The 21,405-nt window shown below is 32.5% G+C and carries 18 protein-coding genes and 1 other annotated feature; of the genes, 7 read left to right on the top strand and 11 right to left on the bottom strand.

All coding sequences use genetic code 11. From position 1 onward, the window contains the following. Positions 1–36: 36 nt before the first annotated feature. The 3 genes from CD30_RS16365 to proS form a co-directional block, all read right to left on the bottom strand. Positions 37–507: a DUF1850 domain-containing protein gene (locus CD30_RS16365; RefSeq protein WP_084078012.1), complete on the bottom strand. Its 471-nt coding sequence runs from the start codon at positions 505–507 to the stop codon at positions 37–39. After that, entirely contained in the window at positions 494–1,504 is a 1,011-nt protein-coding gene (locus CD30_RS16360) for a TAXI family TRAP transporter solute-binding subunit (protein ID WP_408056809.1), read from the bottom strand. The genes CD30_RS16365 and CD30_RS16360 overlap by 14 nt, the downstream gene beginning before the upstream one ends. Positions 1,505–1,857: 353 nt before the next feature. Further along, complete coding sequence (gene proS, locus CD30_RS16355; RefSeq protein WP_036179255.1) at positions 1,858–3,294, bottom strand: proline--tRNA ligase; 1,437 nt, start codon at positions 3,292–3,294, stop codon at positions 1,858–1,860. Positions 3,295–3,498: 204 nt separating this feature from the next. Beyond that, positions 3,499–3,716 (bottom strand) — a binding site (T-box leader). Positions 3,717–3,971: 255 nt separating this feature from the next. Between proS and CD30_RS16350 the strand changes: the two genes are divergently transcribed. Continuing rightward, positions 3,972–5,966 (top strand): methyl-accepting chemotaxis protein, encoded by a 1,995-nt coding sequence (locus CD30_RS16350; protein ID WP_036179252.1) that lies wholly within the window; start codon positions 3,972–3,974, stop codon positions 5,964–5,966. 106 nt (positions 5,967–6,072) lie between these two features. Further along, positions 6,073–6,417, top strand: a complete 345-nt coding sequence (locus CD30_RS16345; RefSeq protein WP_036179249.1) for a DUF3889 domain-containing protein — start codon at positions 6,073–6,075, stop codon at positions 6,415–6,417. A gap of 77 nt (positions 6,418–6,494) precedes the next feature. Here CD30_RS16345 and CD30_RS16340 read toward each other — a convergent pair whose 3' ends face one another. From CD30_RS16340 to CD30_RS16330, 3 genes are all read right to left on the bottom strand, one after another. Then, positions 6,495–7,004 carry a hypothetical protein gene (locus tag CD30_RS16340; protein WP_036179245.1) on the bottom strand — a complete coding sequence of 170 codons (510 nt, stop codon included), beginning with the start codon at positions 7,002–7,004 and terminating at the stop codon, positions 6,495–6,497. 24 nt (positions 7,005–7,028) lie between these two features. Then, a complete protein-coding gene (locus tag CD30_RS16335; RefSeq protein WP_036179242.1) occupies positions 7,029–7,832 on the bottom strand; it encodes an MBL fold metallo-hydrolase in 804 nt (267 codons plus the stop codon). A 192-nt stretch (positions 7,833–8,024) separates the two neighbouring features. Next, positions 8,025–9,845: an LTA synthase family protein gene (locus tag CD30_RS16330; RefSeq protein WP_036179239.1), complete on the bottom strand. Its 1,821-nt coding sequence runs from the start codon at positions 9,843–9,845 to the stop codon at positions 8,025–8,027. A gap of 142 nt (positions 9,846–9,987) precedes the next feature. Here CD30_RS16330 and CD30_RS16325 point away from each other — a divergent pair, with 142 nt between their 5' ends. The 3 genes from CD30_RS16325 to CD30_RS16315 all read left to right on the top strand — a co-directional run bounded on the left by CD30_RS16325 (position 9,988) and on the right by CD30_RS16315 (position 12,682). Continuing rightward, positions 9,988–10,503, top strand: a complete 516-nt coding sequence (locus CD30_RS16325; protein ID WP_235802078.1) for a sigma-70 family RNA polymerase sigma factor — start codon at positions 9,988–9,990, stop codon at positions 10,501–10,503. Next, entirely contained in the window at positions 10,496–11,719 is a 1,224-nt protein-coding gene (locus CD30_RS16320; protein WP_036179236.1) for a DUF3221 domain-containing protein, read from the top strand. Before CD30_RS16325 ends, CD30_RS16320 begins: the two co-directional genes overlap by 8 nt. 144 nt (positions 11,720–11,863) lie before the next feature. Continuing rightward, the gene (locus CD30_RS16315; protein WP_036179233.1) at positions 11,864–12,682 is read left to right on the top strand and encodes an MBL fold metallo-hydrolase; all 819 of its coding nucleotides are present in this window, start codon (positions 11,864–11,866) and stop codon (positions 12,680–12,682) included. A 69-nt stretch (positions 12,683–12,751) separates the two neighbouring features. On the opposite strand, the gene CD30_RS16310 is transcribed toward CD30_RS16315, so the two are convergent. The 3 genes from CD30_RS16310 to CD30_RS16300 form a co-directional block, all read right to left on the bottom strand. Beyond that, positions 12,752–14,458 (bottom strand): methyl-accepting chemotaxis protein, encoded by a 1,707-nt coding sequence (locus CD30_RS16310; protein WP_036179230.1) that lies wholly within the window; start codon positions 14,456–14,458, stop codon positions 12,752–12,754. Positions 14,459–14,754: 296 nt separating this feature from the next. Then, a complete protein-coding gene (locus tag CD30_RS16305; RefSeq protein WP_036179227.1) occupies positions 14,755–16,260 on the bottom strand; it encodes an acetyl-CoA hydrolase/transferase family protein in 1,506 nt (501 codons plus the stop codon). Positions 16,261–16,437: 177 nt separating this feature from the next. Beyond that, on the bottom strand, positions 16,438–17,793 hold the full coding sequence (locus tag CD30_RS16300) for an IS1182 family transposase (RefSeq protein ID WP_036179223.1): 1,356 nt from the start codon (positions 17,791–17,793) through the stop codon (positions 16,438–16,440). 263 nt (positions 17,794–18,056) lie between these two features. Here CD30_RS16300 and CD30_RS20200 point away from each other — a divergent pair, with 263 nt between their 5' ends. Further along, the gene (locus CD30_RS20200) at positions 18,057–18,212 is read left to right on the top strand and encodes a hypothetical protein (RefSeq protein WP_156962314.1); all 156 of its coding nucleotides are present in this window, start codon (positions 18,057–18,059) and stop codon (positions 18,210–18,212) included. A 45-nt stretch (positions 18,213–18,257) separates the two neighbouring features. On the opposite strand, the gene tlp is transcribed toward CD30_RS20200, so the two are convergent. Next, entirely contained in the window at positions 18,258–18,476 is a 219-nt protein-coding gene (gene tlp / locus CD30_RS16295; protein WP_036179220.1) for a small acid-soluble spore protein Tlp, read from the bottom strand. A 181-nt stretch (positions 18,477–18,657) separates the two neighbouring features. On the opposite strand from tlp, the gene CD30_RS16290 reads away from it, so the two are divergent. Next, complete coding sequence (locus CD30_RS16290) at positions 18,658–19,428, top strand: hypothetical protein (protein WP_052126281.1); 771 nt, start codon at positions 18,658–18,660, stop codon at positions 19,426–19,428. 113 nt (positions 19,429–19,541) lie between these two features. Here CD30_RS16290 and CD30_RS16285 read toward each other — a convergent pair whose 3' ends face one another. Beyond that, a complete protein-coding gene (locus tag CD30_RS16285) occupies positions 19,542–21,056 on the bottom strand; it encodes a malate:quinone oxidoreductase (RefSeq protein WP_268871102.1) in 1,515 nt (504 codons plus the stop codon). Between the last annotated feature and the right edge of the window lie 349 nt (positions 21,057–21,405).

The following is a 21,405-nucleotide window of genomic DNA, read 5'->3' as shown; positions in this document are numbered from 1 at the left end:
GAATTTCCAATTTTAATGTTTTTTCTGGTTGACATTTCACCACTGTGCTGATAATAATTGCCAAATGTTGATAAATTCGTTTGTGATATGTACGACGTCATAATCACTTGCAAAAGTATACAAAGGTATTTCACGATCATCGGTAATAATCGTCGTTTTCACATTTTCAGATACAGTTAAATTAAGCTCAGGGTATTGAAGGTTAATATCCATTTTCACAAAACCATTAACCAATTCGGTGTTTTCGCCATTACTTGGTACACCCGCACCAAAGGTTTTGAAATATGTTTCAGATAACAGCAATTCTTCTCCAGTTCGTTCATAAGTTTCAATCCATTCTTCCTTTTCAACTGAATGAATCCATTTAAGTTGAAATGAATCTCCTAATAAGAAATATGAACGATCTTTAAATTCAAACTCAAAAACGGGAATTCTTACAAAAAAAATGGCAAGGAGTATAAGAGCGCTTATACTCCAAAACCATCTTCTTTTATTACTGTTGTTCATCAAAATAGCGTTGAGCTCCTGGGTGTACTGGAGCTATAAAACCTTCTTGTGCATCTAATGCAGGAATTTCATTTGCTGCTTGATGAGAATTTACTAATTTATCTAGACTCTCAAAGAATTTTTTTGTTAAAAGGTATACATCATTTTCACTCATATCAGAACGTACTACAAGTGCATTAGGCACAGCTGCAGTTTGAATTGGTTCTTCATTTCCGTAAGTTCCTGCAGGTACTTCATATGACACAAAGTACGGATGTTCTTTTGCAATATCGTCTATGTTAGCAGGATCAATGGAAACTAAAGTGATACCTAGAGTTTCAGAAAGTTCTAAAACACTTGCATTTGGAAGACCACTTGTTAAGAAGGCAGCATCAATTGTTCCTGCGTTTAATCCATCTGCTGCTTCTGCATAACCAAGGTAATCAACTTGTATATCATCATAAGAAATTCCATGACCAGCTAGTAATGTACGTGCATTTACTTCTACACCTGAATTTTGGTCACCAACTGCCACTCGTTTTCCAACTAAGTCTTCAATTGTGTTAATTCCAGAATCTTTTTTCGCAATAATTTGCACTACGTTAGGATATAATGTAGCAACTTGTGAAACGTTTTGTATTGGTTCTTTGAAGCTAACCTCACCAGCTAAAGCTTGGGATAAAGCATCACTCATTACAAATGACATTTCAATTTTGCCTTGTTCCATTAAGTTAATATTTTCAACCGAAGCACCAGTAGTTTGTGTTCTTGAGTTTACTCCAAAATCAGAAGTGTAAATATCTGCTAGAGTTGTACCAAGAATGTTATATGGACCGGATGCTCCTCCCGTTCCTATTGTGACGATGTTAGATTCAAGACTGTCCGTTGACGTTTCAGAAGAAGTGTCTCCTTCATTTCCAGTTGAATCCGTTCCGTTTTGAGCTGGTGCAGCAGAATCATTACAACCTACTAAAAATGCAGCTAAAACTAAAGATGAAAATAAAATCGATTTTTTCACATACATTCCCCCAATGTAATTAGAAACCGTTTACAGTTTCTCTAAAAAAATATTCAAAGAATTCCTTATATCAAAATAAAATAATCATTTCATATTTTTATAAAGAATTTTTTGAATTAATTAAAATGTAAAATAATTGACTAAAAAAATCAATAGAAAATATATAAATATTTTACAAATATCAATAAAAATAGGTAAATTGGTAGAATCAATAATACTTTCATTTAAATAACAGAATCAATGATTATTTTAGGCAAAAAAAAACGCTATCATTCAATAGCGTTTTTTTAATTACGTAAAAATGAATATTCAACATTCTAATACCCAGTTTTTTACTCAATATAATAATTATATTAATATGCTCTACCAAACCAAACAGTATGTTTTGCTTCTTTTCCACAGTTGATACAAGTGTGCTTTTTAGTTGGTGGATTAAATGGAATGTTACGCGTCGTGAACTTCGTTTCTTCTTTTACATTAGTTTCACATGCATCGTCACCACACCAGCCAGCTAAAATCCAACCTGGAACTGTATCGTTTTTCTCTGAATCAGCTAAATGTTGGTGTAATTGTTCTAATGAATCAATATGAGTATGTGAATTTGCATCACGAAAAGCTTTTGCTTTATCATATAGTCGTTTTTGCATTGTTTCTAATTCTTTTTCAATCGCTTCAACAACTGAACCTAATTGTACTGTCATTTTTTCATCTTCATCGCGAGCTTTTAGTAATACTTGATTGTTTTCTAAATCACGTGGTCCTAATTCAATTCGAACTGGTACCCCTTTTAGTTCCCATTCATTGAACTTAAATCCTGGTGATTGATCAGAATCATCAAGTCTCACACGAATACCTTTTGCCTTTAAGCTAGCGAAAATTTCGTCCAATTTTTCTATAATTGCAGGGTTCTTTTTCCATGGTCCAACCGGAATTAATACAACTTGAGTTGGTGCAATTTTTGGTGGTAGGATAAGTCCTTGCTCGTCACCATGAACCATTATAACTGAACCGATTAATCGAGTGGATGTTCCCCAAGATGTTGTATGAACATGAACATGTTTATTTTCTTTATTCAAATATTTAATATCAAAAGCTTCAGCAAATTTCGTACCTAAGTAGTGAGACGTACCAGCTTGAACAGCTTTCCCATCCTTCATCATTGCTTCGATAGAATAAGTGTCAACAGCACCAGCAAAACGTTCAGATGGTGTTTTTTGACCATCATATACCGGAATTGCTAAGAATCCTTCGACTACCTCTTTGTAAATATTAAGCATTTGCATTGTTTCTTTACGTGCATCTTCTTCATCAACGTGTGCAGTGTGTCCTTCTTGCCATAAAAATTCCGAAGTACGGATGAATGGAAGAGTTTTCTTTTCCCAACGGAATACGTTTGCCCATTGGTTAATTAACAATGGAAGGTCGCGATAGCTTTTTATCCAATCAGAATATAAATGACCAATCATTGTTTCAGAAGTTGGACGTAAAGCAAGACGTTCTTCTAATTGCTCCCCTGCTGCTTCTGTTACCCATGGAAGCTCAGGCGAAAATCCTTCAATATGGTCTTTTTCTTTTTGGAAAAACGACTCTGGAATTAACATTGGGAAATATGCGTTACGGTGACCTGTTTCTTTAAAACGACGATCCATTTCACCTTGGATGTGTTCCCAAAGTTCATAACCATCGGGTTTAAAGGCGATACATCCGCGTACTGGTGTATAATCCATTAAATCTGCTTTTTGAATTGTGTCAATGTACCATTTTGAAAAATCGTTTGTTTGTTGTGACATTTGTTTTCCTCCTTATTAATGAACATAGACAAAGTACGCCACTTATTGCTGAAAACATTGTTTCATGATAACAACCAAATGATCAACATCATATTGCATTATGTGGCGATACTCCTAAGTCTTTCGGGTTCACTTTTACCCTTTAAAGTAAAAGAATGATGCCCCACAATCCTATAGGACTAAAAAAAGCGCAGAAAACATCCTATTAAGGACGTCTTAGCGCATAATTGACGTGGTACCACCTTAGTTCAGTTAAAATAAAATTTTTTAACCCTCTAAACGTTTGTAACGAGAACGTACTCGGCAAGACATACTTGCATCTCCGTGGTAGGTTTCAATAAGAAGCGGTGATATAGCTCTCAGCAACTACTATATTTTCTGTTTCACAATTCTTATTTACTTGATCACATCATAGATTCCATATTTCTAATATAATGTATCAAATTTACGAATTAAATACAATTCTTACCTCAATTTTTACCTATTTTTTAGAAAACTTTTATCCTAACAAGAAATATTTGTTATTTTAAAAAATCATTAATTCCCCAATTTTAAATAAAAGGTAAATAAATATAATACTTTAACATCTTAAATCTATTACTTTTATATAATAAAAACTATTTTGAATTTTATGAAGCTATGTTAATATTATTTGAAATATTATGGAGGTGGCATTTTTGAAACTCTCAATTCGATGGAGAATTATTTCAATCATTCTTATTATTATCATACTAGGGTTAGGTTCTCTATCATTCATAAGCTCAATGACCATTGCATCAAAGACTGAAGAAAGTGTAATTAATCAAAGTAAAATGTTAGTCAATGAATTATCGAATTCTATTACGAACTTCTTAACTGGCTACGAGAATAGTATAAATCTTATGTCTACATCACAAAATACATTAGATTTTGCAAATGATTCTAATACATATAATGATGAAGCCGATCAAAAATATAGGCAAGAGCTAACAAACTTCATGTCAACTTTTGAAGAAGCATCCTCAATCTATTTCAGTACTGGGGAATATACAATTATTGAGCCCCATTTTGATGGAATAAATGAACTTGATATAAAGACGCGCCCATGGTATATAGATTCAATCAAAAATCCGAATGGAGTTATTTGGTCTAGTCCTTATGTGGATGCTGCTACAGGTGAATTTGCAATTACAGGCTCTAAAGCTGTTAAAAATGGAGATCGTATTATCGGTGTGATAGGTGTAGATTTACTTTTATCCGGTTTAACAAATATGGTTTCTACTGTTGATTTAGGCTATGAAGGATATCCGATAATTATTGATTCTACGGGAACTGCTGTAGTACACCCTACAAATTTTGGGGAAAACTTAATCGATAACCCATACATTTCTACCCTTCTATCTACAAAAAATGAATTAGATCATCTTTATGAAGTAGTAGATGATAAAGAATCTGTAATTGTTTATACAAAAGTACCAGAATTAGATTGGTCCATTGCAGCAGTTTATCAAACAGAAAATCTACAGGGGATGGCAAAAAACATCCAAATAATCATCATTATTATTGCTATGATTATTGTTTTTATTACATTTATAGTTCTTTACTTCTTTATTTCAAAAACATTAAAACCTTTAAATACTTTAGGAGCATTAATGGGACAAGTTTCAGAGGGTGATTTATCAGTCCACATCAATGTGAAATCAAAAGATGAAATAGGAACACTTGCAGAACATTTTAATCAAATGGTTAGTAATATGAAAAATATTATTCGAGTTGTAACAGATTCATCTAATCATGTAGAAGAACGGTCACATCATCTTAGTTCCATGTCAGAAGAAACAAGTGCATCAAGTATTGAAGTTTCTAAGGCAGTAAATCAAATTGCTATTGGTGCAACAACTTCTTCAGAAAATGCTGATGCTGTTACTGAAGCTTCTGCTAAGCTTGGAGAAAAAATTAATGAAATAACAAATCAAACAAATGCATTACATGACATCACTATGGAAGCTAATAATTTAAATGATGTCGGAAGAAATAAAATGACAGAGCTATTTAGTTCTTTTGGTCATTCACAAAATGACTTAAAGTTAATGGCAAAAGCTGTTGAAACATTAAATCAAAAAGTTACTGACATTGGTTCAGTTATGGATACAATTTCTCAAATATCTTCTCAAACAAATTTACTAGCTTTAAATGCTAGTATTGAAGCAGCTCGTGCTGGTGAACATGGAAAAGGCTTTGCAGTAGTAGCAGAAGAAGTTCGTAAATTAGCAGAACAATCTGCAGCTGCTACTGAAAAAGTAAAAACAACAATTCACCTATTACAAGATGAATCCATACAAGTTGTTACTCAAATGAAAGAAATGCAAAGCACATTCCACACTCAAGGGACTGTTGTTAAAGAAACTGGATCGCTATTTGGAAATATCTCAGCCCTGATTGTAAATATGGAAGAAAATTTCAATATATTATCAAGTGAAATGGACGGAATCGTGAAATATAAAGATCGGGTTGTAGAAACAATTAAAGATATGTCAATGACAGCGCAATCTACTGCTGCTGCCTGTGAAGAAGTAAGTGCTTCAAGCGATGAACAACTAAACGCAATTCAATCTGTTGCAGAAGCTTCAGAGCAATTAAATCATTTAAGCTTAGAATTATCTTTAGTCGTAGGCAAATTTAAAATAGATTAAAATGAAAAAAATGGTTGCATCTTTGCAGCCATTTTCTTTTTTTATACATAGCATGGTGGATGAAGTAACATAATGTAACTAAAAGAAATGAAACGAGGCTGTTTATATGAAGAAGCTTCTTATATTATTAGCAGTATGCTTTGCATTTAGTATGATTTCTGCATTTACATCCTTTAATAAGGTAAGCTCAACGATTGTTCAAGAAAATACCATTCCAAGCTATGCAAAATGGGGAAAAATGGCCATGGAAAAAACAAAAGAAAAATATCCGAATGCCCAAATTACGGATTATCTTCATATTGGTAGAGATGTTGGTAATTCTACATCTACCGAAAAATTCAAATTAATCTTAAAAGAAAATAATCGGGAATTTGGTTTATTTGTTCAACTTAAATTTAATAATGAGACAGAAGATTTAGTTGATGTAAATTTTAGTGAGACAACCCCCTAACTCTACTGTTTTAGCACTTATGCCAAACTAAAACACCTCCAAATCGAATTTCCACGGAGGTGTTTTAATGCAATTCTTTAATTTTTTAAGTCCTTCAATTCCTTTGCTAATTTAGAGCAACGAAATCCCTTTTGTCTTATAAACTCTTTTATTTCTTGATAGGACATATATGATAAACGTATGTGGTAATAATTAATATGCTCAATAATTGCAAATGCGAATATACCTAGATACAAATAACGATTTACCGCACCGTTTATAAAAAGTAACATACATACCACTATACCTACAGCAATTAAAATAAGATTAATAATTCGTAGCCCTTTATATAGTAATAAATAACCTTCTTTTAAATTAGTAAAATCTTTTCTTTTAACTTGTTTCCACTTTAAAAACCAATAAATACTCCCTTGAAGTAAAATAAATTCCAATAAAATAAATGAGTAAATACTTGAGTTTGGCAGTAAATATTGAGGTGACCATTCCATCGCCTCTATATAAAGAACATAAACAATAGCAAATAATATAGTTGCCGTTATTTCCCCAGTAAATAAATTAAATAATTTTTTCTCTATTTTCTTATTCATACTTAACCAGCTTTCAAAGTAATTTTACTTCAGTTCCTTTTTAATTAATAAAATATTTTCTTCATGACTATAAGTAAATTCGCGCCAGTATTTATAGTGATTAATCAAATAAGAGCTATCACTATTACTTTTAATACAATATCTTAATTCTTGTATATATTTTAAAGCCTCGTCTTTTCTTTTTAGAATATCTTCTTTAGACGTGGAAATATTGCCATGACCAGGTACAAGATATTCGATCGGATGATTGCTTAGTATGTTATCGACTTTTTGTAAGGTTAATTCATAATGATAACTGTTTTCGTAAATAAATGGAAACTCAATATCAGATAAATAGTCTCCTGCAATAAACAGACCTATAGGCTCAATCACTATAAAAACTCCATCTTTCGTATGACCAGGCGCTTGATAAAAAGTAATCGTTGTACGACCGATTTTTGCAACATGCCTTTCTCGCATGATGGGAATATCTACTTGTGGAAATGTAACTGGATAAAAGCGATCAAGATAATATTTATCATCAAAGTCTTTTATTTGTTCAAGTATTTGATGCTTATCTACTTTATTTAATAAATGGTTTCCAATAACTGTAGCATCTAAAAATGCACCACATCCAACGACGTGATCCCAATCTGAATGAGTGATGATGATATATAATGGTAAGCTTCCTCTAATTCTGTTCACGTGTTGACGAATTTCTTGTACTTCCTGTGGTAATAAATTAGGATCAACCACAATAACACAATCATTTGTTTTCACTACGACGGAAGTAGTTTTATATAGTTGACTTTCAAAGACTGTAAAATCTTCATTTTGAAATTGAATCATGACCCAAGCCTCTTCCCTTTTTTGTCTTTTGAAATGTTTTTTTACATCTCAAAAGATCAGGTAGTTAAACAACAATTAATAAACATTTACTTTAATTATATGATTTCCTTCCTTTTGTATATTTTAACAAATTTAATTAGGACATGTAATTTAAAAATATAACCCTCGCGTCATTTCGAGGGTTACATTGCGTTATTCATCTATGAACTCAAAGAAACCAAGATCCACTGAATATTGTTCTCCTACATTTATATCGTATTGAATTAGTTTATAATCATCTATTGTTTCTTTTAGATCTTCTGGTAGTTCCTCATATATATGAATTTCTTCAAGGTTTTTATAGTATTCTCCCCATCGAATAACAGGAACTGATTTCTTCAGATCACTTACTAAGGCATAATAAGGTGTGTTTTCCATTTTTAATTGTTCAATTAATAAGGAACCTAATGTATATGGGCTAATGAGTGGATAATCTAGTTTTTCTGTTTCAAAATTACTATATACAAAATAATCTGTTTCAAAGAAAGCTAAAGCTTCCTCATGTTCTTGTTCAAAACTATCAAAAACATCCGAAGGTATATGATCTCCAAAAAAAGCAACTGTAATTGGTCGGTTTACCTCATCTATTTCCTTGATAAAATTCTCAGTTGCCATATCGGTGTAATGTAACCCTTGCACATAAGTTTCAATTTTTACTTTTTCTTCTTCATCTATATCATTGATCACTTCAAACAGATTTATATACTGTTCTTTTGTATATGGACCATGGTTTTGCATTGTCGTTAGTAAAATAAATGTATTTCCTGTCGTTTCCTTTAATAAATCTAGTACTTCTTGATAGGCAGATTCGTCGCTAATATAAGAACCATCATCTTTAGTATTTTTATATGTTAAATCGTACTTTCCGTTCTCATAGATAAAAACATCAAATCCTAATTTTTCAAATACTTCTCTTCTTCTATAAAGACTTGCATTATAGGAGTGTATGGCTATTTTATGTTCAAACAAATTTGTGATATTAGGTACCTCTTTTAAATTTGGTACTAACAATGTATAAGGAATACTTAATGAAGCATCAAAGTAATTTACACTAAAGCTTGTTAATACTTCATATTCTACATTAGCAGTCCCCCCACCGTAATTGGAACCTACCATCAATCCAGATGTTGTCTCTTCCTTTAATTTTCGTATATAAGGAATTGGATCACCAGATAACTCTAAATCAGGAATTCTCGAAGGATCCATGAAACTTTCAGATAAAATAATAATAACCGTTTGATTTTCTAAGGGTGTATTTCCGACATTCATTTCTTTCGCTTTTTGTTTATATTTCTCTACAATTTCATTAACGGCATCGATTGAGTAATTTTCTGGAATTTCCTCCATAACTATGATATCGAGATTTTTTATAAAGCCTGCTATTTGACCATTTTGACTATAATCCTCAGTTAAATCCCAATAGTTATCATGATTCCCAAAGAAATTTGCAACGACTTGATAAGGACTATTTGGATGCTTACTATAAAAAACACTGACAATAAAGAAAGCTAATAATAGCGACAATAGGAATCTTTGCTTATTAGAGAAAATTTTTTCACTCTTCATTTTCATTAGGATGATGAAAATAAAAAGAATTAAGCCAATCAATAGAATACTTATTAACATATGATTTATATTCATCATTTGAAGAATTTGATTTAACTGAAAGATCAAGGAAAAATCACTTGGTAGTAATGGTTCGCTTCGGTAGCTTATTTTAAAATAATTTGCAATCGAAAAAAGTACAATTGTACTAAAAAATAAAAACCATGCAAGGGGTTTTCGGTTTAAAACTACAAGAAAGAAGAGAAAGAGGATGTACAATAAAAATAGATTAAAAATATAATTTGGCCAATACTCTAGTACATAATGTGAAAAATCTTCAATATTGAATTGGGTATGGAAAAATAATAATAAACATTGAGCAAATAGCAATAAAAAGACTGTTGCGACACCCTTTTCAAATTTGTTCATTGTTCCCCTCCTTTCATAACAAATCATATTTTCATTTTATGGAATGTAAAAATAAGGATTTGGTCAATCGTGGAATTGAAAAGGAATTTTTTATTATTTGAAACTTACATAGTTTGGCAATCGTTTATAGGGTACTTAGGGGGTGACGAAGATAAATAGAGATATAGATTTAATTGTAGAACAACATGCAGAACACCTTTTACAGCTTGCCTACTTTTATACGAAGGATCGTTTTAGCTCAGAGGATATTGTACAAGAGGTACTCATTAAGTTTTTGGAAACAGATTACGAAGAGCGTGGAACCATTAGGGCCTACCTTTCGAGAATGACGATTAATAAAAGTAAAGATTATTTAAAAAGTTGGGCATATAAAAAAATACAGTTTAAAGAAAAATGGTCCCATATAACAGCAACTAAAAAGAAGGATAAGTTATTAGTGCAAAATGAGCGTACTCTCATTGGTGAAGCAGTATTAAATTTACCGCTTGAATATCGAGAGCCTATTATTTTATTCTACTTTCAAGATTTGAGCATTCATGAAATTGCAGAAACAATCGGATTACCTCAAAACACTGTCAAAACGAGATTACGAAGAGCTCGGGAGAAATTAAAGCCAGTATTACAGGATGAAGCATGGGAGGTGTTAGCTAATGAATGAAATTAAACAAGGCCTAATCGAAGTAGCTGGTGATTTGAGTGATAGTAAAGCACGGTTGCGTAATCAACTGCATCAACAGCAAAATAGAAATAAAGATTTTAGAAGAAATGTTCTAGCGGGGATTAGTGTAGTTGCTATGATAGCATTATTTTTCCTAGCTACGACAATATTAATCAATCAACAAAAAGAACTAGACCAAACTACTACTGCCATTCTTAATGATCAAGTGTTTGAAACGGCTAAGAAATTGAATGGTTCGTTTGATTTCTACACGAGTGAAGAACAAATAAACGAAATATCCTATGAAGATTATGAGAAAAAATTAGCATTTTATACTTATGCAATATCCTTAGGGTATGAAATGACAGATGAAGAAATTCAAAATTCCTATCAAAAAACGAAGCAATTATATTCAACTGAAGAAGCTAAAAAATCTTGGCAAGAGATGTTCACAACTAATAATATTTCATGGGAAGAATACGACGAATATGTATTAAAGAATTCTCCATATCAAGTTGCTCTTGAAAAATTAAAACAACATTTTATGCAAATGTACCCGAAAATTGATAACACGATTGCAAGATCATTAGCGGAGAAACACGCTATTCCATATTTCCATGAAACATATGCAAATGAGATCATTGTGTTTAAAAAGAAGCATACACTCCCTTTAAATAATAAACAAATATATACAGGAGAAAATCGACTTGGACGCGTCATCGCAATGGAAGATAATATGATTTTAGTTGTACCAAATGCTACGATTGAAGATATCGATACTCTAAGTACAAATGATATTCTTCATAAATATAATGACGGAGCCTGGTATCCACAAGACGAGATACCAAACGTAAAGGTTGGATACCTTGTAGAAACCTATTCCAAAACTACATCTACCTCTGGAAACATAACACTTTCAGATATTTGGGATTTAAAGATTATTGATAATAATGAACCACAACAAAATGACACTATATTATTAACAATCCCCTCAGAAAACACCGTAAAAGTAAAATCATTTGTAAATATGTTAAGATGGGAAACAAAAACCTTTGAAATGTCTCAAACTGCAGACTATGAATTTATTTTAGAAAGTACTACCTACCAATTGTGGTCGCTAGAGGATGGATTTCTTATTACCACATCAAAGGGAATGTACAGAAAATTAAATAATGATTTTACAGAGGATTTAAAGAATTATTTAAACTTACCGTAATTTCAACACTTAACTTAAACAATTCTTTAAAGCATGCGAAATAATAAACTGCATGCTTTTTTTGTATGCTCTAAATTTAATTTATTTCCCGATTGAATAGCCATTCATTTATAGTTTATATTTATGTACAAAGGAGATGATAATGTGTTTTTTAAGAAAAAAGCGGTAACAGGTGAGAAAAATGGTGTTTCTTATATAAATGGCGAAGTTGGATGGCATAATTTTTCACTAAACGTTTATAGCTATTTAATTGACGGAATTTTAATAGATACAGGTGCCTATTCTTTACATAAATATTTTAAAGCTTTCATTGATGAAGCGGATTTCGATCAAGTGATGATTACCCATCACCATGAAGATCATACAGGTAATGCAGCTTATATTGAAAAAACAAAAAAGGTACCTATTTTTCTTAATAATCATTCGATAGATTATTGTACTAAAAGAGCCAATTATCCATTGTACAGAAAAGTTTTTTGGGGTAACAGAAAACCTTTCCAGGCAGAAGCAATGCCAGACACATTTAAATCGAGAACTGCCACTTGGGATGTAATTGATACACCCGGACATGCATTCGATCACAAAGCCTTTTTAAATCGAGATACCGGTCAACTATTTACTGGTGATTTGTTTGTCATTGAACGAACAAAAGTAATTTTAACAGAGGAAAGTATCCCTACTATCATTCAATCCTTAGAGAAAGTTTTAACTTATGATTTTCAAGAAGTTTTCTGTCAGCATGCGGGCTATGTCTCAGATGGGCGTGAAAAACTTACGAGAAAACGTGAATATTTACTGTCTATACAACATGATGTCGTCACAATGTATCAACAAGGCTACACCATATATGAAATATGTCAAAAACTATTCCCTAAAAAATATCCGATTATTAAATTATCACGAGGTGAATGGGATTCAAAAAACATAGTAACTTCTATATTATCTGAAAATGAACTAGCTTAAATTTTTTTATACCTCTACAATAATTAAAGAGGACAACTCTAAATTTAATTCGAGTTGTCCCCTATGATTTTAATGTTTGAAAGTATCTACATATTTTTCAAGCTCTTTTGAAAGCTTCGTAGAATCATTTGAACGATCTGCTATATCTTGAATACTTGCAGAAGATTCCTCAGCAGCAGCTGATATATTTTTCATCGTATTTTCAATCTCATGAATCGATTCTGTTAATTCTTGTATCATTTCAACAATACTTTGAGATGTTATCGTTTCTGAAGATAATAAGTTTGATATTGATTTAATCTCATCTACCGTTTTAGTTACTGCTGAAGATATATTGTGCAACGCTTCAGCTGTCTGTTTTACAGTCTCTGTTCCTTTTTCTATATACTTTTCATTTTCTGTTGATGAAATTAAAACTTTGCCAATTCGTTCCATAATATCTTTCACTAAATTTTCTACTTGAGCTACTTCTTGATTAGATTGTTCTGCAAGTTTTCGAACTTCCTCAGCTACAACCGCAAATCCTTTACCATGTTCACCTGCACGAGCTGCTTCAATTGATGCATTTAATGCTAAAAGATTAGTTTGTGAAGCGATACCAGAAATAGCGCCAGTAATTCTTTGAATTTGTGATGCAGATTCGACAAGATGTTGAATCGTTTCACTTACCTCCTTGGAACCATTACGAATGATTTCCATGTCTTCATTAATTGCGTTTGCTCGAGCTTCACCCTCAGTAGCGATTTCTTTTGTTTTGTTCGAATTTTCTACTGTTTCATCTGCAATGACCTTCATATTTTGTAAGCCACCTGCTAATGTTGTTAAAACATTTGTTGCCGAATCTGCATTATGCATACCGTCAGTCATGGATGCAGATACCTCTTCAATATTGTTTGCAACTGTTTGAATAGCGTTATTCATCTCAGAAAGTGAGCTAGATGTTTCATTTGCATTAGCAGTTAATTGATGCGATGTTTTGCGCATTGTTGAAATCATGTTTTTCAAGTTAACTGTCATTTGATTTAAAGTATTTGCTAAATCACCAATCTCATCTTTACTCTTCACTTTCGTTGGCTCAACTAACAAGTTACCTTCAGCAATTTGCTTTGCCTGGTTGATCAGTAAAGAAATAGGCTTTGTTTTACGACGGATTAAAAATGCTGTAGCAATTGCAGCAAATAACATTGGGATAATACTGATTAAAATGCCTTGACTTACTACACCCCAAGTTCTATCTGAGACAATTTTAGCATCAAAATCAATAACACTTATGGCGATAATTTCCTTTGAAGTATCATGATCCTTATAAATTGGCGCATAGCCTGATAGTCTCTCTAATCCAGCAAAATTATATGGTTCAGAATATGTTGAATGACCGCTTTCAACTAAATGCGAAATGGCTTCTTTATCCACATGAAAGGCTTGTCCTTCTGAGAACCCTCTCTCTCTTAAATTATCATCTAAAGCTACTAAATTTCCATTTAAGTCAAGGATATATTGAGATTCAAAAATATTTTTATGTTCTGTAGTCCAATTAATTTGTTCACCAATTTTTTTACTTGCTTGTAAATCACCTGATAAGGCTTTTTCTAAATCTTCAGATTGAACTAAACCCGTTGTGATATTAGCACAACCATAAGCTTCAATCCCTGCAGCATCATATAGTTTATCATAAGCAGTTATGTATGTTGCGATTGAAGTGATACTTAGCATGACGATTAAAATTCCAGCTATAATCGTTCCTAATTGAAAAGTTAATGTTTGTTTCATTTTCATAAATTTATTCACCTTTGCTATCCTTCCGTAAACATATCATACTATGAAAATAAGTATTTAAAAAGAATGTTTAGCAATATTCCAATAAAACACCCTAATTATTTACGATTGTTTGACATTTAGTAATACGTTTAAAGGAATTTTTTATTATTTTAAATATAACTTCAATCTTTTTGCCCTTCATTTTAAATTATAAGAGTAATTATATTTTACTATTTGTTTTTCAGTTTGATTTAAAAGGAATAGGCATGAACACTAAACGAGCTCATGCCTAAAAATTTACGAGATTATTGAGTTTAAAATTTCATCGACCCAGTTTTAGCTGCTTGCACATGCCATGAAAGAGCTTTTTCTAAATTATGAGGAGTTTGAGCGTTACCTGTTAATGCAACTGCTTCATTGTAGTAATCCCAAAGCTGCTGTTTAAAATCTGGATGTGCACAATTTTCAATAATTAAAGGAACACGTTCTTTTGGAGCAAGACCACGTAAGTCTGCTACTCCCTGCTCTGTTACAATAACTTGAACATCGTGCTCCGTATGATCGTGATGGGCTACCATTGGCACAATGGATGATAATTTGCCGCCTTTTGCATAGGATTTTGTAACAAAGATACTTGTACGAGAGTTACGAGTAAAGTCACCTGAACCACCAATACCGTTCATCATTTTTGTACCACTAACATGTGTTGAATTAACATTTCCGTAAATGTCTACTTCAAGAGCAGCATTTATAGCAATTAAACCTAAACGACGAATGACTTCAGGATGATTGGATACTTCTTGTGGGCGAATGACAATTTTATCTGCATAATTTTCAATATTTCCATACACTTTCTTCTGTAACTCCTCAGAGATCGTAATGGAAGTACATGATGCAAAGGACACTTTTCCAGCATCAATTAAATTGAATACAGCATCTTGCAATACCTCTGAAAATACGATTAAATCTTCGAACTCCGAATCTTTAAAGCCTTCTAAAACAGCGTTAGCAACAGATCCAACACCTGATTGAATCGGTGCAAGTTTGTTTGTTAAGCGACCTGCTTTAATTTCTGAACGGAAGAAATCTAATAAATGATTTGCCATTGTTTGTGTTTCCTCATCTGGTGGTACGATTAATGATGGTGCATCTTGCTCATTCGATATTACAATTGCTTTCACTTTTTCAGGATCAATTTTGATACCGATTTCACCAATACGGTCAGTTGGTTTCGATAAAGGAATCGCTTCACGTTCACCTTGTTTTTCAGGAATATAAATATCATGGACACCGATTAATGTTTCTGAATGCGCTAAATTTAACTCAATAATTATATTTTTTGCATAAGTTGCGAAAATTGGCGAATTACCAACAGACGTAGTAGGAACCAATAACCCATCTTTTGTAATAGCTGTTGCTTCAATAATGGCAAAGTCTATAGGACCAATAATTCCTTGACGTACTAATTCAGCGTTATGTGAAAGATGAGCATCAACATATAATACTTCACCCTTGTTTATTAAATTGCGAAGAGCAGGATCCCCTTGGTATGGTCCACGTTTACGAATACCACCTGCTTCTGCTAAAATTTGGTCTACTTCAGGACCAAGTGATGCTCCAGTGTAAACATCGATTTTCAATTTTTCATTTTTTGCCCTTTCAGCCAATGCCAAAGGAACTACTTTAGCATCCCCTGCACGAGTAAATCCACTCATACCAACAACATTCCCGTCTTGAATCATAGAAGCTGCTTTTTCAGCAGACGTCACTTTGTCTAATAAGCTACTAATTCCAATTCGTTTTTCAATTGTTAATTCCATCTAATCTCCCCCAAATTATTTTTTACTAGAAAGGTAATAGATTCCCATATCTATTTATTCGAATGAACAGAAAATTAGAACAAAATAAGAAAAATAATTTATAAATGAATCAATTTCATAATTCGTATTTTTCAAAAGCTTAGACTACTCCTGTTTCGAAAACTTACTTTTTTTAAACTATGCTGATTGATTTTGTGTTTCTAATGATGCATTGATACGATCAACTGCTAACTTACAAGCATTATAAATAAACGTCACGAGATTGAAATGCAGTTTTGCTTTTCGACCTGTTCGGTGACGAACATTTGTTAATTGAAAATATTGCTTTAAATAGGCATTTACACGTTCGACTGCTGTGCGTTCCTTATAAAGCTTTTTCCATAATTCTGAGCCACGTGCTGGATAAGTGTATTTGCGAATATCTGTTTCACACTTGACTTTATAAACTTTTTGACAGAGCGAATCTTCACGTAACGGACAAGTTACACATTCTTTTGGTCGTGTGAATTTCAACGTCTGATATTTCTCGTCAAAACTATCGTAACAGTAGCTATATTCACGGACACAAGTAGGTCTGAAATGATCGTCAAACCCTATATACTCACCCTCACGTCGGGTGTTGTAAGGTATGACTACACGCATCGATTGGTTATAAGCTTGACGATAAATTGGTTCATAATCATAGCCAGCATCGAATAATGACGTCGAAAAGTGTTTTGGTATCAAGCTATCCACCTTTTTCAAAAGTGGAATCGCTGCTTTACTATCATGTAAATTACCGGATGTCATTAGGCGACTAACAATATATTGACTCTTTGTAGATACCGCTAAATGACCTTTGAATCCGTACCAGAAAGTGTTTTTACCATCACTATTTTTCTTAATGCCCCAGTTTGGTTCAATAGGAACGTCGTTCCAAAGTATTTCCAGGGGTGTATTTAATTGATGTTCGATTTTCTTTTCATATGTTGATTGATTAGCTTCGATTTCAGCTTGTTCTGCTAACCATGCAGCACGTTCTTCTTTAGACTTACGTCCGCGTTTTTTCGGTTGTATAGGTTCTTTTTCTTCAGTAGGCTTCGCTGAGTCACGTGCTTCAAAGTGGGTGGCATCAATAGCGATGTGTTCATCACAAAGAAAACCTTCTGTAAAAGCTGTTTGGATTAGCACATCTTGCATTTGACTAAGTACTTCAGAATTACTAATAACATCGATCATACGTGAATATGACGCTTCGGATGGGACCACATCAGAAACGAGAAAACCACAATCAAAGCGAAATAAAGGATCACTGACCAAACGTTTTATTAAATCCTTCATGGTTGGAATACGCTCAACAAACCTAACGAGTATCGATTGAATCATTGCTCCGTAATTGAGTTCACGGGGTGCACCACGTAATGTTGTTTTTGAAAACAAATGAAAAATCGGCTGCACATCGAATGTAGAGAAAATCGCATCAAATCGATGGGAACTTTCCATTTCCATTAATTCTTGGATGTCAAATAGGCTAATTTGTTTTACAATAGTCATAAGGCATCTACCTTTCTTGGTTTAGGTTTGTTTGGTCACTTACCATTATACCAATTTTAGGGAGGTGCTTATTTTTTATTGCATTCAAACCCTTGATCCCAAAGGGATCTGAATTATGAAATTAACTCAAATAAGGTATTTTTCTTATTTATTAATGATCGTATTAGGGATATACCATGTTTTATGTAAAAATTGACTAATAAAATGTAGAATATCTAACGTTCGAAGGGAAAAACTATAATGAAGAAAGGAGCGATTTTTGAATGAAAAATGAAAAGAAGCCGCACGAGCAATTAACAACGAATGATAATGGATTATCGAAAACTCAAGAAATTTTATATCGTAAGGAATTTAAAGAAATGGAAGGAAAATCAGCAACCTCAAGTAATCAACATTATAATAAGAAAATGAATACTTAAAGCAAATACCCCGATATTCATTCATCGGGGTATTACAATTATTTATTAATGATCATGCGCCTCGTCTTTTATTTCTTCTCTCATGCCTTCTATTGCTTCTTCTCGTCGTTTATTTTTCTCTTTAATTTTTTCTTGTTGATTTGATCCTGAAAATTCCATAGAAATTTCTGCTTCTCGTTTGTTTTCTATTGTATTTTGAATCATACTTTGTAATTTTTCTACATTATCTGAACGGTCATCTGGATTTGATTTATGTTTTGTCATCTTTACTCCTCCAATTTTTATTAAAATTACGCTATTATTTTGTTTTTTATCTCGATTTTTATTCCTTAATTAATTGGTAATTTTATTCACTTTTGAACTATCTAAAATTGGGAAATATAAAAATGAATAACTTACGAGGGTTAAATTTTGAACTCCCTCTAATATTGCAAGGAGGTTTAACATGAACAAATATTTCATCTTAACATTAAAATGCCTTTTCTCCTTTTCAATGTTAGTGTTCTTCCCTTTAACAATTAATGCGAAGGAAAATACTATACTAACAATTAATGATTACACTGGTTTGGATGTGGAGAAACATGAACAAGCTAGCGAAATTATTCTTCAACTAAAAGAACAATTGAATGAACTTGGAGTATCAGTAGGTCATAGACATTCTCATCCATTTGCTAATTTAGATGATCAAACAAAGGAAAAGGCAAAAGAGATTTTAAATAATCTAAAAGAAGGCTCTATAACAAAGGAAGAAGCCAAATCTCAATTAGCTGAATTGGGTGTGAAACATGAAAAGAAACATCATCATTTTGAGGGATTAGATGACGAAACAAAAGAAAAGGCGAAAGAAATTTTCACTCAACTTCGAGAAGGTAAAATATCTCACGAAGAAGCTAAAACACAACTAGCAGAATTAGGTGTAAAATTACCTGAGAAAAAGCAGCCTAAACTGTTTGAAGGTCTAGATGAGGAAACAAAAACAAAAGCAAAAGAAATTTTCAAGCAAGTTCGAGAAGGTAAAATAACTCATGAAGAAGCCAAAACGAAATTAGAAGAACTTGGTGTTAAATTTGAAAAACATGATAAACTAGAAAATCTTGACGAAGAAACGAAAGAAAAAGTTGGTATTTTAATTGAGGATGCCAAAATGAAATTAGAAGGTCTGGGTTTAGATTTACCTAAACGATTCGAAAGACTTTTAAAAGAAGTTAATCAATAACCAAATTCTAAAAATAAGCTTCGAATCTTTAAAATAGACGTTTTATTGCAATCACCACCACATAAAAAGAGGTGTCCAAGTAATTTTGGACACCTCTTTGCTATTTATAAAACTTAGTTTAATACTGGTTCTTTTTTATTTAGACCAAGCGCTTCAGCAGTTGTAGCATGAACTTCTTCGAGAAGAGCTGGGTTTTCCACTAATTTAAGGCCATATGAAGGTATCATTTCTTTTACTTTTGGTTCAAATTCATTCCATTGTTCTGGGAAGCATTTTTTAATAACTTGCAACATTACATGAACAGCAGTTGAAGCACCTGGTGATGCGCCTAATAATGCTGCAATTGAACCGTCTTCTGCAGTTATTACTTCTGTACCAAATTGAAGAGTACCTTTACCGCCTTCTTTTGTATCTTTAATTACTTGAACACGTTGTCCAGCGATAATAATATCCCAATCTTCTGCTTTTGCGTTCGGAATAAATTCACGTAACTCTTCCATACGTTGTTCTTTCGTTAACAATACTTGTTGGATTAAGTATTTTGTTAAACTCATTTCTTTTACACCAGCTGCCAACAACGTTGTTAAGTTGTTTGGTTTAATAGATGCAAATAAATCCATATATGAACCCGTTTTTAAGAACTTAGGTGAGAATCCTGCAAAAGGTCCAAACAGTAATGATTTTTTGTTATCGATATAACGTGTATCAAGATGCGGAACTGACATTGGTGGTGCACCAACTTTTGCTTTACCATATACTTTAGCATTGTGTTGTTCTACTACTTCTTGATTATTACATACCATAAATAGTCCACTTACTGGGAAACCACCGATATGTTTACTTTCAGGAATTTTTGTTTTTTGAAGTAATTCAAGACTTCCGCCACCAGCACCTAGGAAGACAAATTTTGCTTCATAATAGTCCATACGACAACCATCAAGATCGTGAACTCCAATTTCCCAATTTCCATTACTTAGTCGATTGATTTTCTCAACTCGATGTTTATATTTAATTTCAACGTTTTGTTTATTTAAATGTTCAAACAGCATACGAGTTAAAGCACCAAAGTTAACATCCGTACCACCGTTATCAATTTTAGTTGCAGCAATTACATCTGAAGCTGGACGCTCTTGCATAATCAGTGGGAACCATTCTTTTAATTGTTCATGGTCATCTGAAAATTCCATCCCTTTAAATAAAGGATTTTTTGACATTGCTTCAAAACGTTTCTTTAAAAAGTTAACGTTTTCTTCACCCTGCACCATACTCATATGAGGTAACGGCATGATAAAGTCCTGTGGATTATGTATCAAATTACTGTTTACAAGATAAGACCAAAATTGTCTTGAAACTTGAAACTGTTCATTGATGTTAATTGCTTTTGAAATATCTATAGAACCATCTGGTTTTTCAACTGTGTAATTCAATTCACATAAAGCAGCGTGACCTGTACCTGCATTATTCCATTCATTGGAGCTTTCTTCTCCAGCTTTATCAAGGGATTCAAATACTTTTACTTCCCATTCTGGTTTTAGCTCTTTTAAAAGTGTACCTAGAGTTGCACTCATAATACCCGCGCCAATTAAGATGACGTCTGTTTTAATAGTTTTGTTGCTCATTTTTACCAACCTTTTCCCGTTAGATTTGCAGAAAAGATGTAGGCGCTCTCATAAGCCATCAATAAAAAAAGCCCCGGGAGACCATTTATACAACTTTTCTGTATCAATATATAACCCTTGTAAATTGTATCACAAACTTTGATAAAATAAAATATCTACTATTATATGATAACAGTAAGTTATTTCAATAGAGGTAAAATTTGAGAAGAGGATTCATTAGTAAAAAACTGACAAAATGTCGTTAATCATGTCTTAACTTCTGCAAATTTTATTCAAAATTATAATAACCAAAATGTATAAAATTTAAAATATAAAAACAGTCATGAGTTTTTCACACCCAACCCTGGCATGAAAATAA

This window comes from Ureibacillus massiliensis 4400831 = CIP 108448 = CCUG 49529 (genome assembly GCF_000772965.1).
Classification (GTDB): Bacteria; Bacillota; Bacilli; order Bacillales_A; family Planococcaceae; genus Ureibacillus; species Ureibacillus massiliensis.
The sequence above is the reverse complement of the archived record's forward strand: the minus strand, read 5'-3'. Positions and strand labels throughout refer to the sequence as shown.

Coding starts and splice junctions, on each gene's coding strand:
- proS (WP_036179255.1), bottom strand. CDS start 3,294: ATGTCACAACAAACAAACGATTTTTCAAAATGGTACATTGACACAATT.
- CD30_RS16345 (WP_036179249.1), top strand. CDS start 6,073: ATGAAGAAGCTTCTTATATTATTAGCAGTATGCTTTGCATTTAGTATG.
- CD30_RS16335 (WP_036179242.1), bottom strand. CDS start 7,832: ATGATTCAATTTCAAAATGAAGATTTTACAGTCTTTGAAAGTCAACTA.
- CD30_RS16290 (WP_052126281.1), top strand. CDS start 18,658: ATGAACAAATATTTCATCTTAACATTAAAATGCCTTTTCTCCTTTTCA.
- tlp (WP_036179220.1), bottom strand. CDS start 18,476: ATGACAAAACATAAATCAAATCCAGATGACCGTTCAGATAATGTAGAA.
- CD30_RS16365 (WP_084078012.1), bottom strand. CDS start 507: ATGAACAACAGTAATAAAAGAAGATGGTTTTGGAGTATAAGCGCTCTT.
- CD30_RS16320 (WP_036179236.1), top strand. CDS start 10,496: ATGAATGAAATTAAACAAGGCCTAATCGAAGTAGCTGGTGATTTGAGT.
- CD30_RS16310 (WP_036179230.1), bottom strand. CDS start 14,458: ATGAAAATGAAACAAACATTAACTTTTCAATTAGGAACGATTATAGCT.
- CD30_RS16300 (WP_036179223.1), bottom strand. CDS start 17,793: ATGACTATTGTAAAACAAATTAGCCTATTTGACATCCAAGAATTAATG.
- CD30_RS16305 (WP_036179227.1), bottom strand. CDS start 16,260: ATGGAATTAACAATTGAAAAACGAATTGGAATTAGTAGCTTATTAGAC.
- CD30_RS20200 (WP_156962314.1), top strand. CDS start 18,057: ATGAAAAATGAAAAGAAGCCGCACGAGCAATTAACAACGAATGATAAT.
- CD30_RS16340 (WP_036179245.1), bottom strand. CDS start 7,004: ATGAATAAGAAAATAGAGAAAAAATTATTTAATTTATTTACTGGGGAA.
- CD30_RS16330 (WP_036179239.1), bottom strand. CDS start 9,845: ATGAACAAATTTGAAAAGGGTGTCGCAACAGTCTTTTTATTGCTATTT.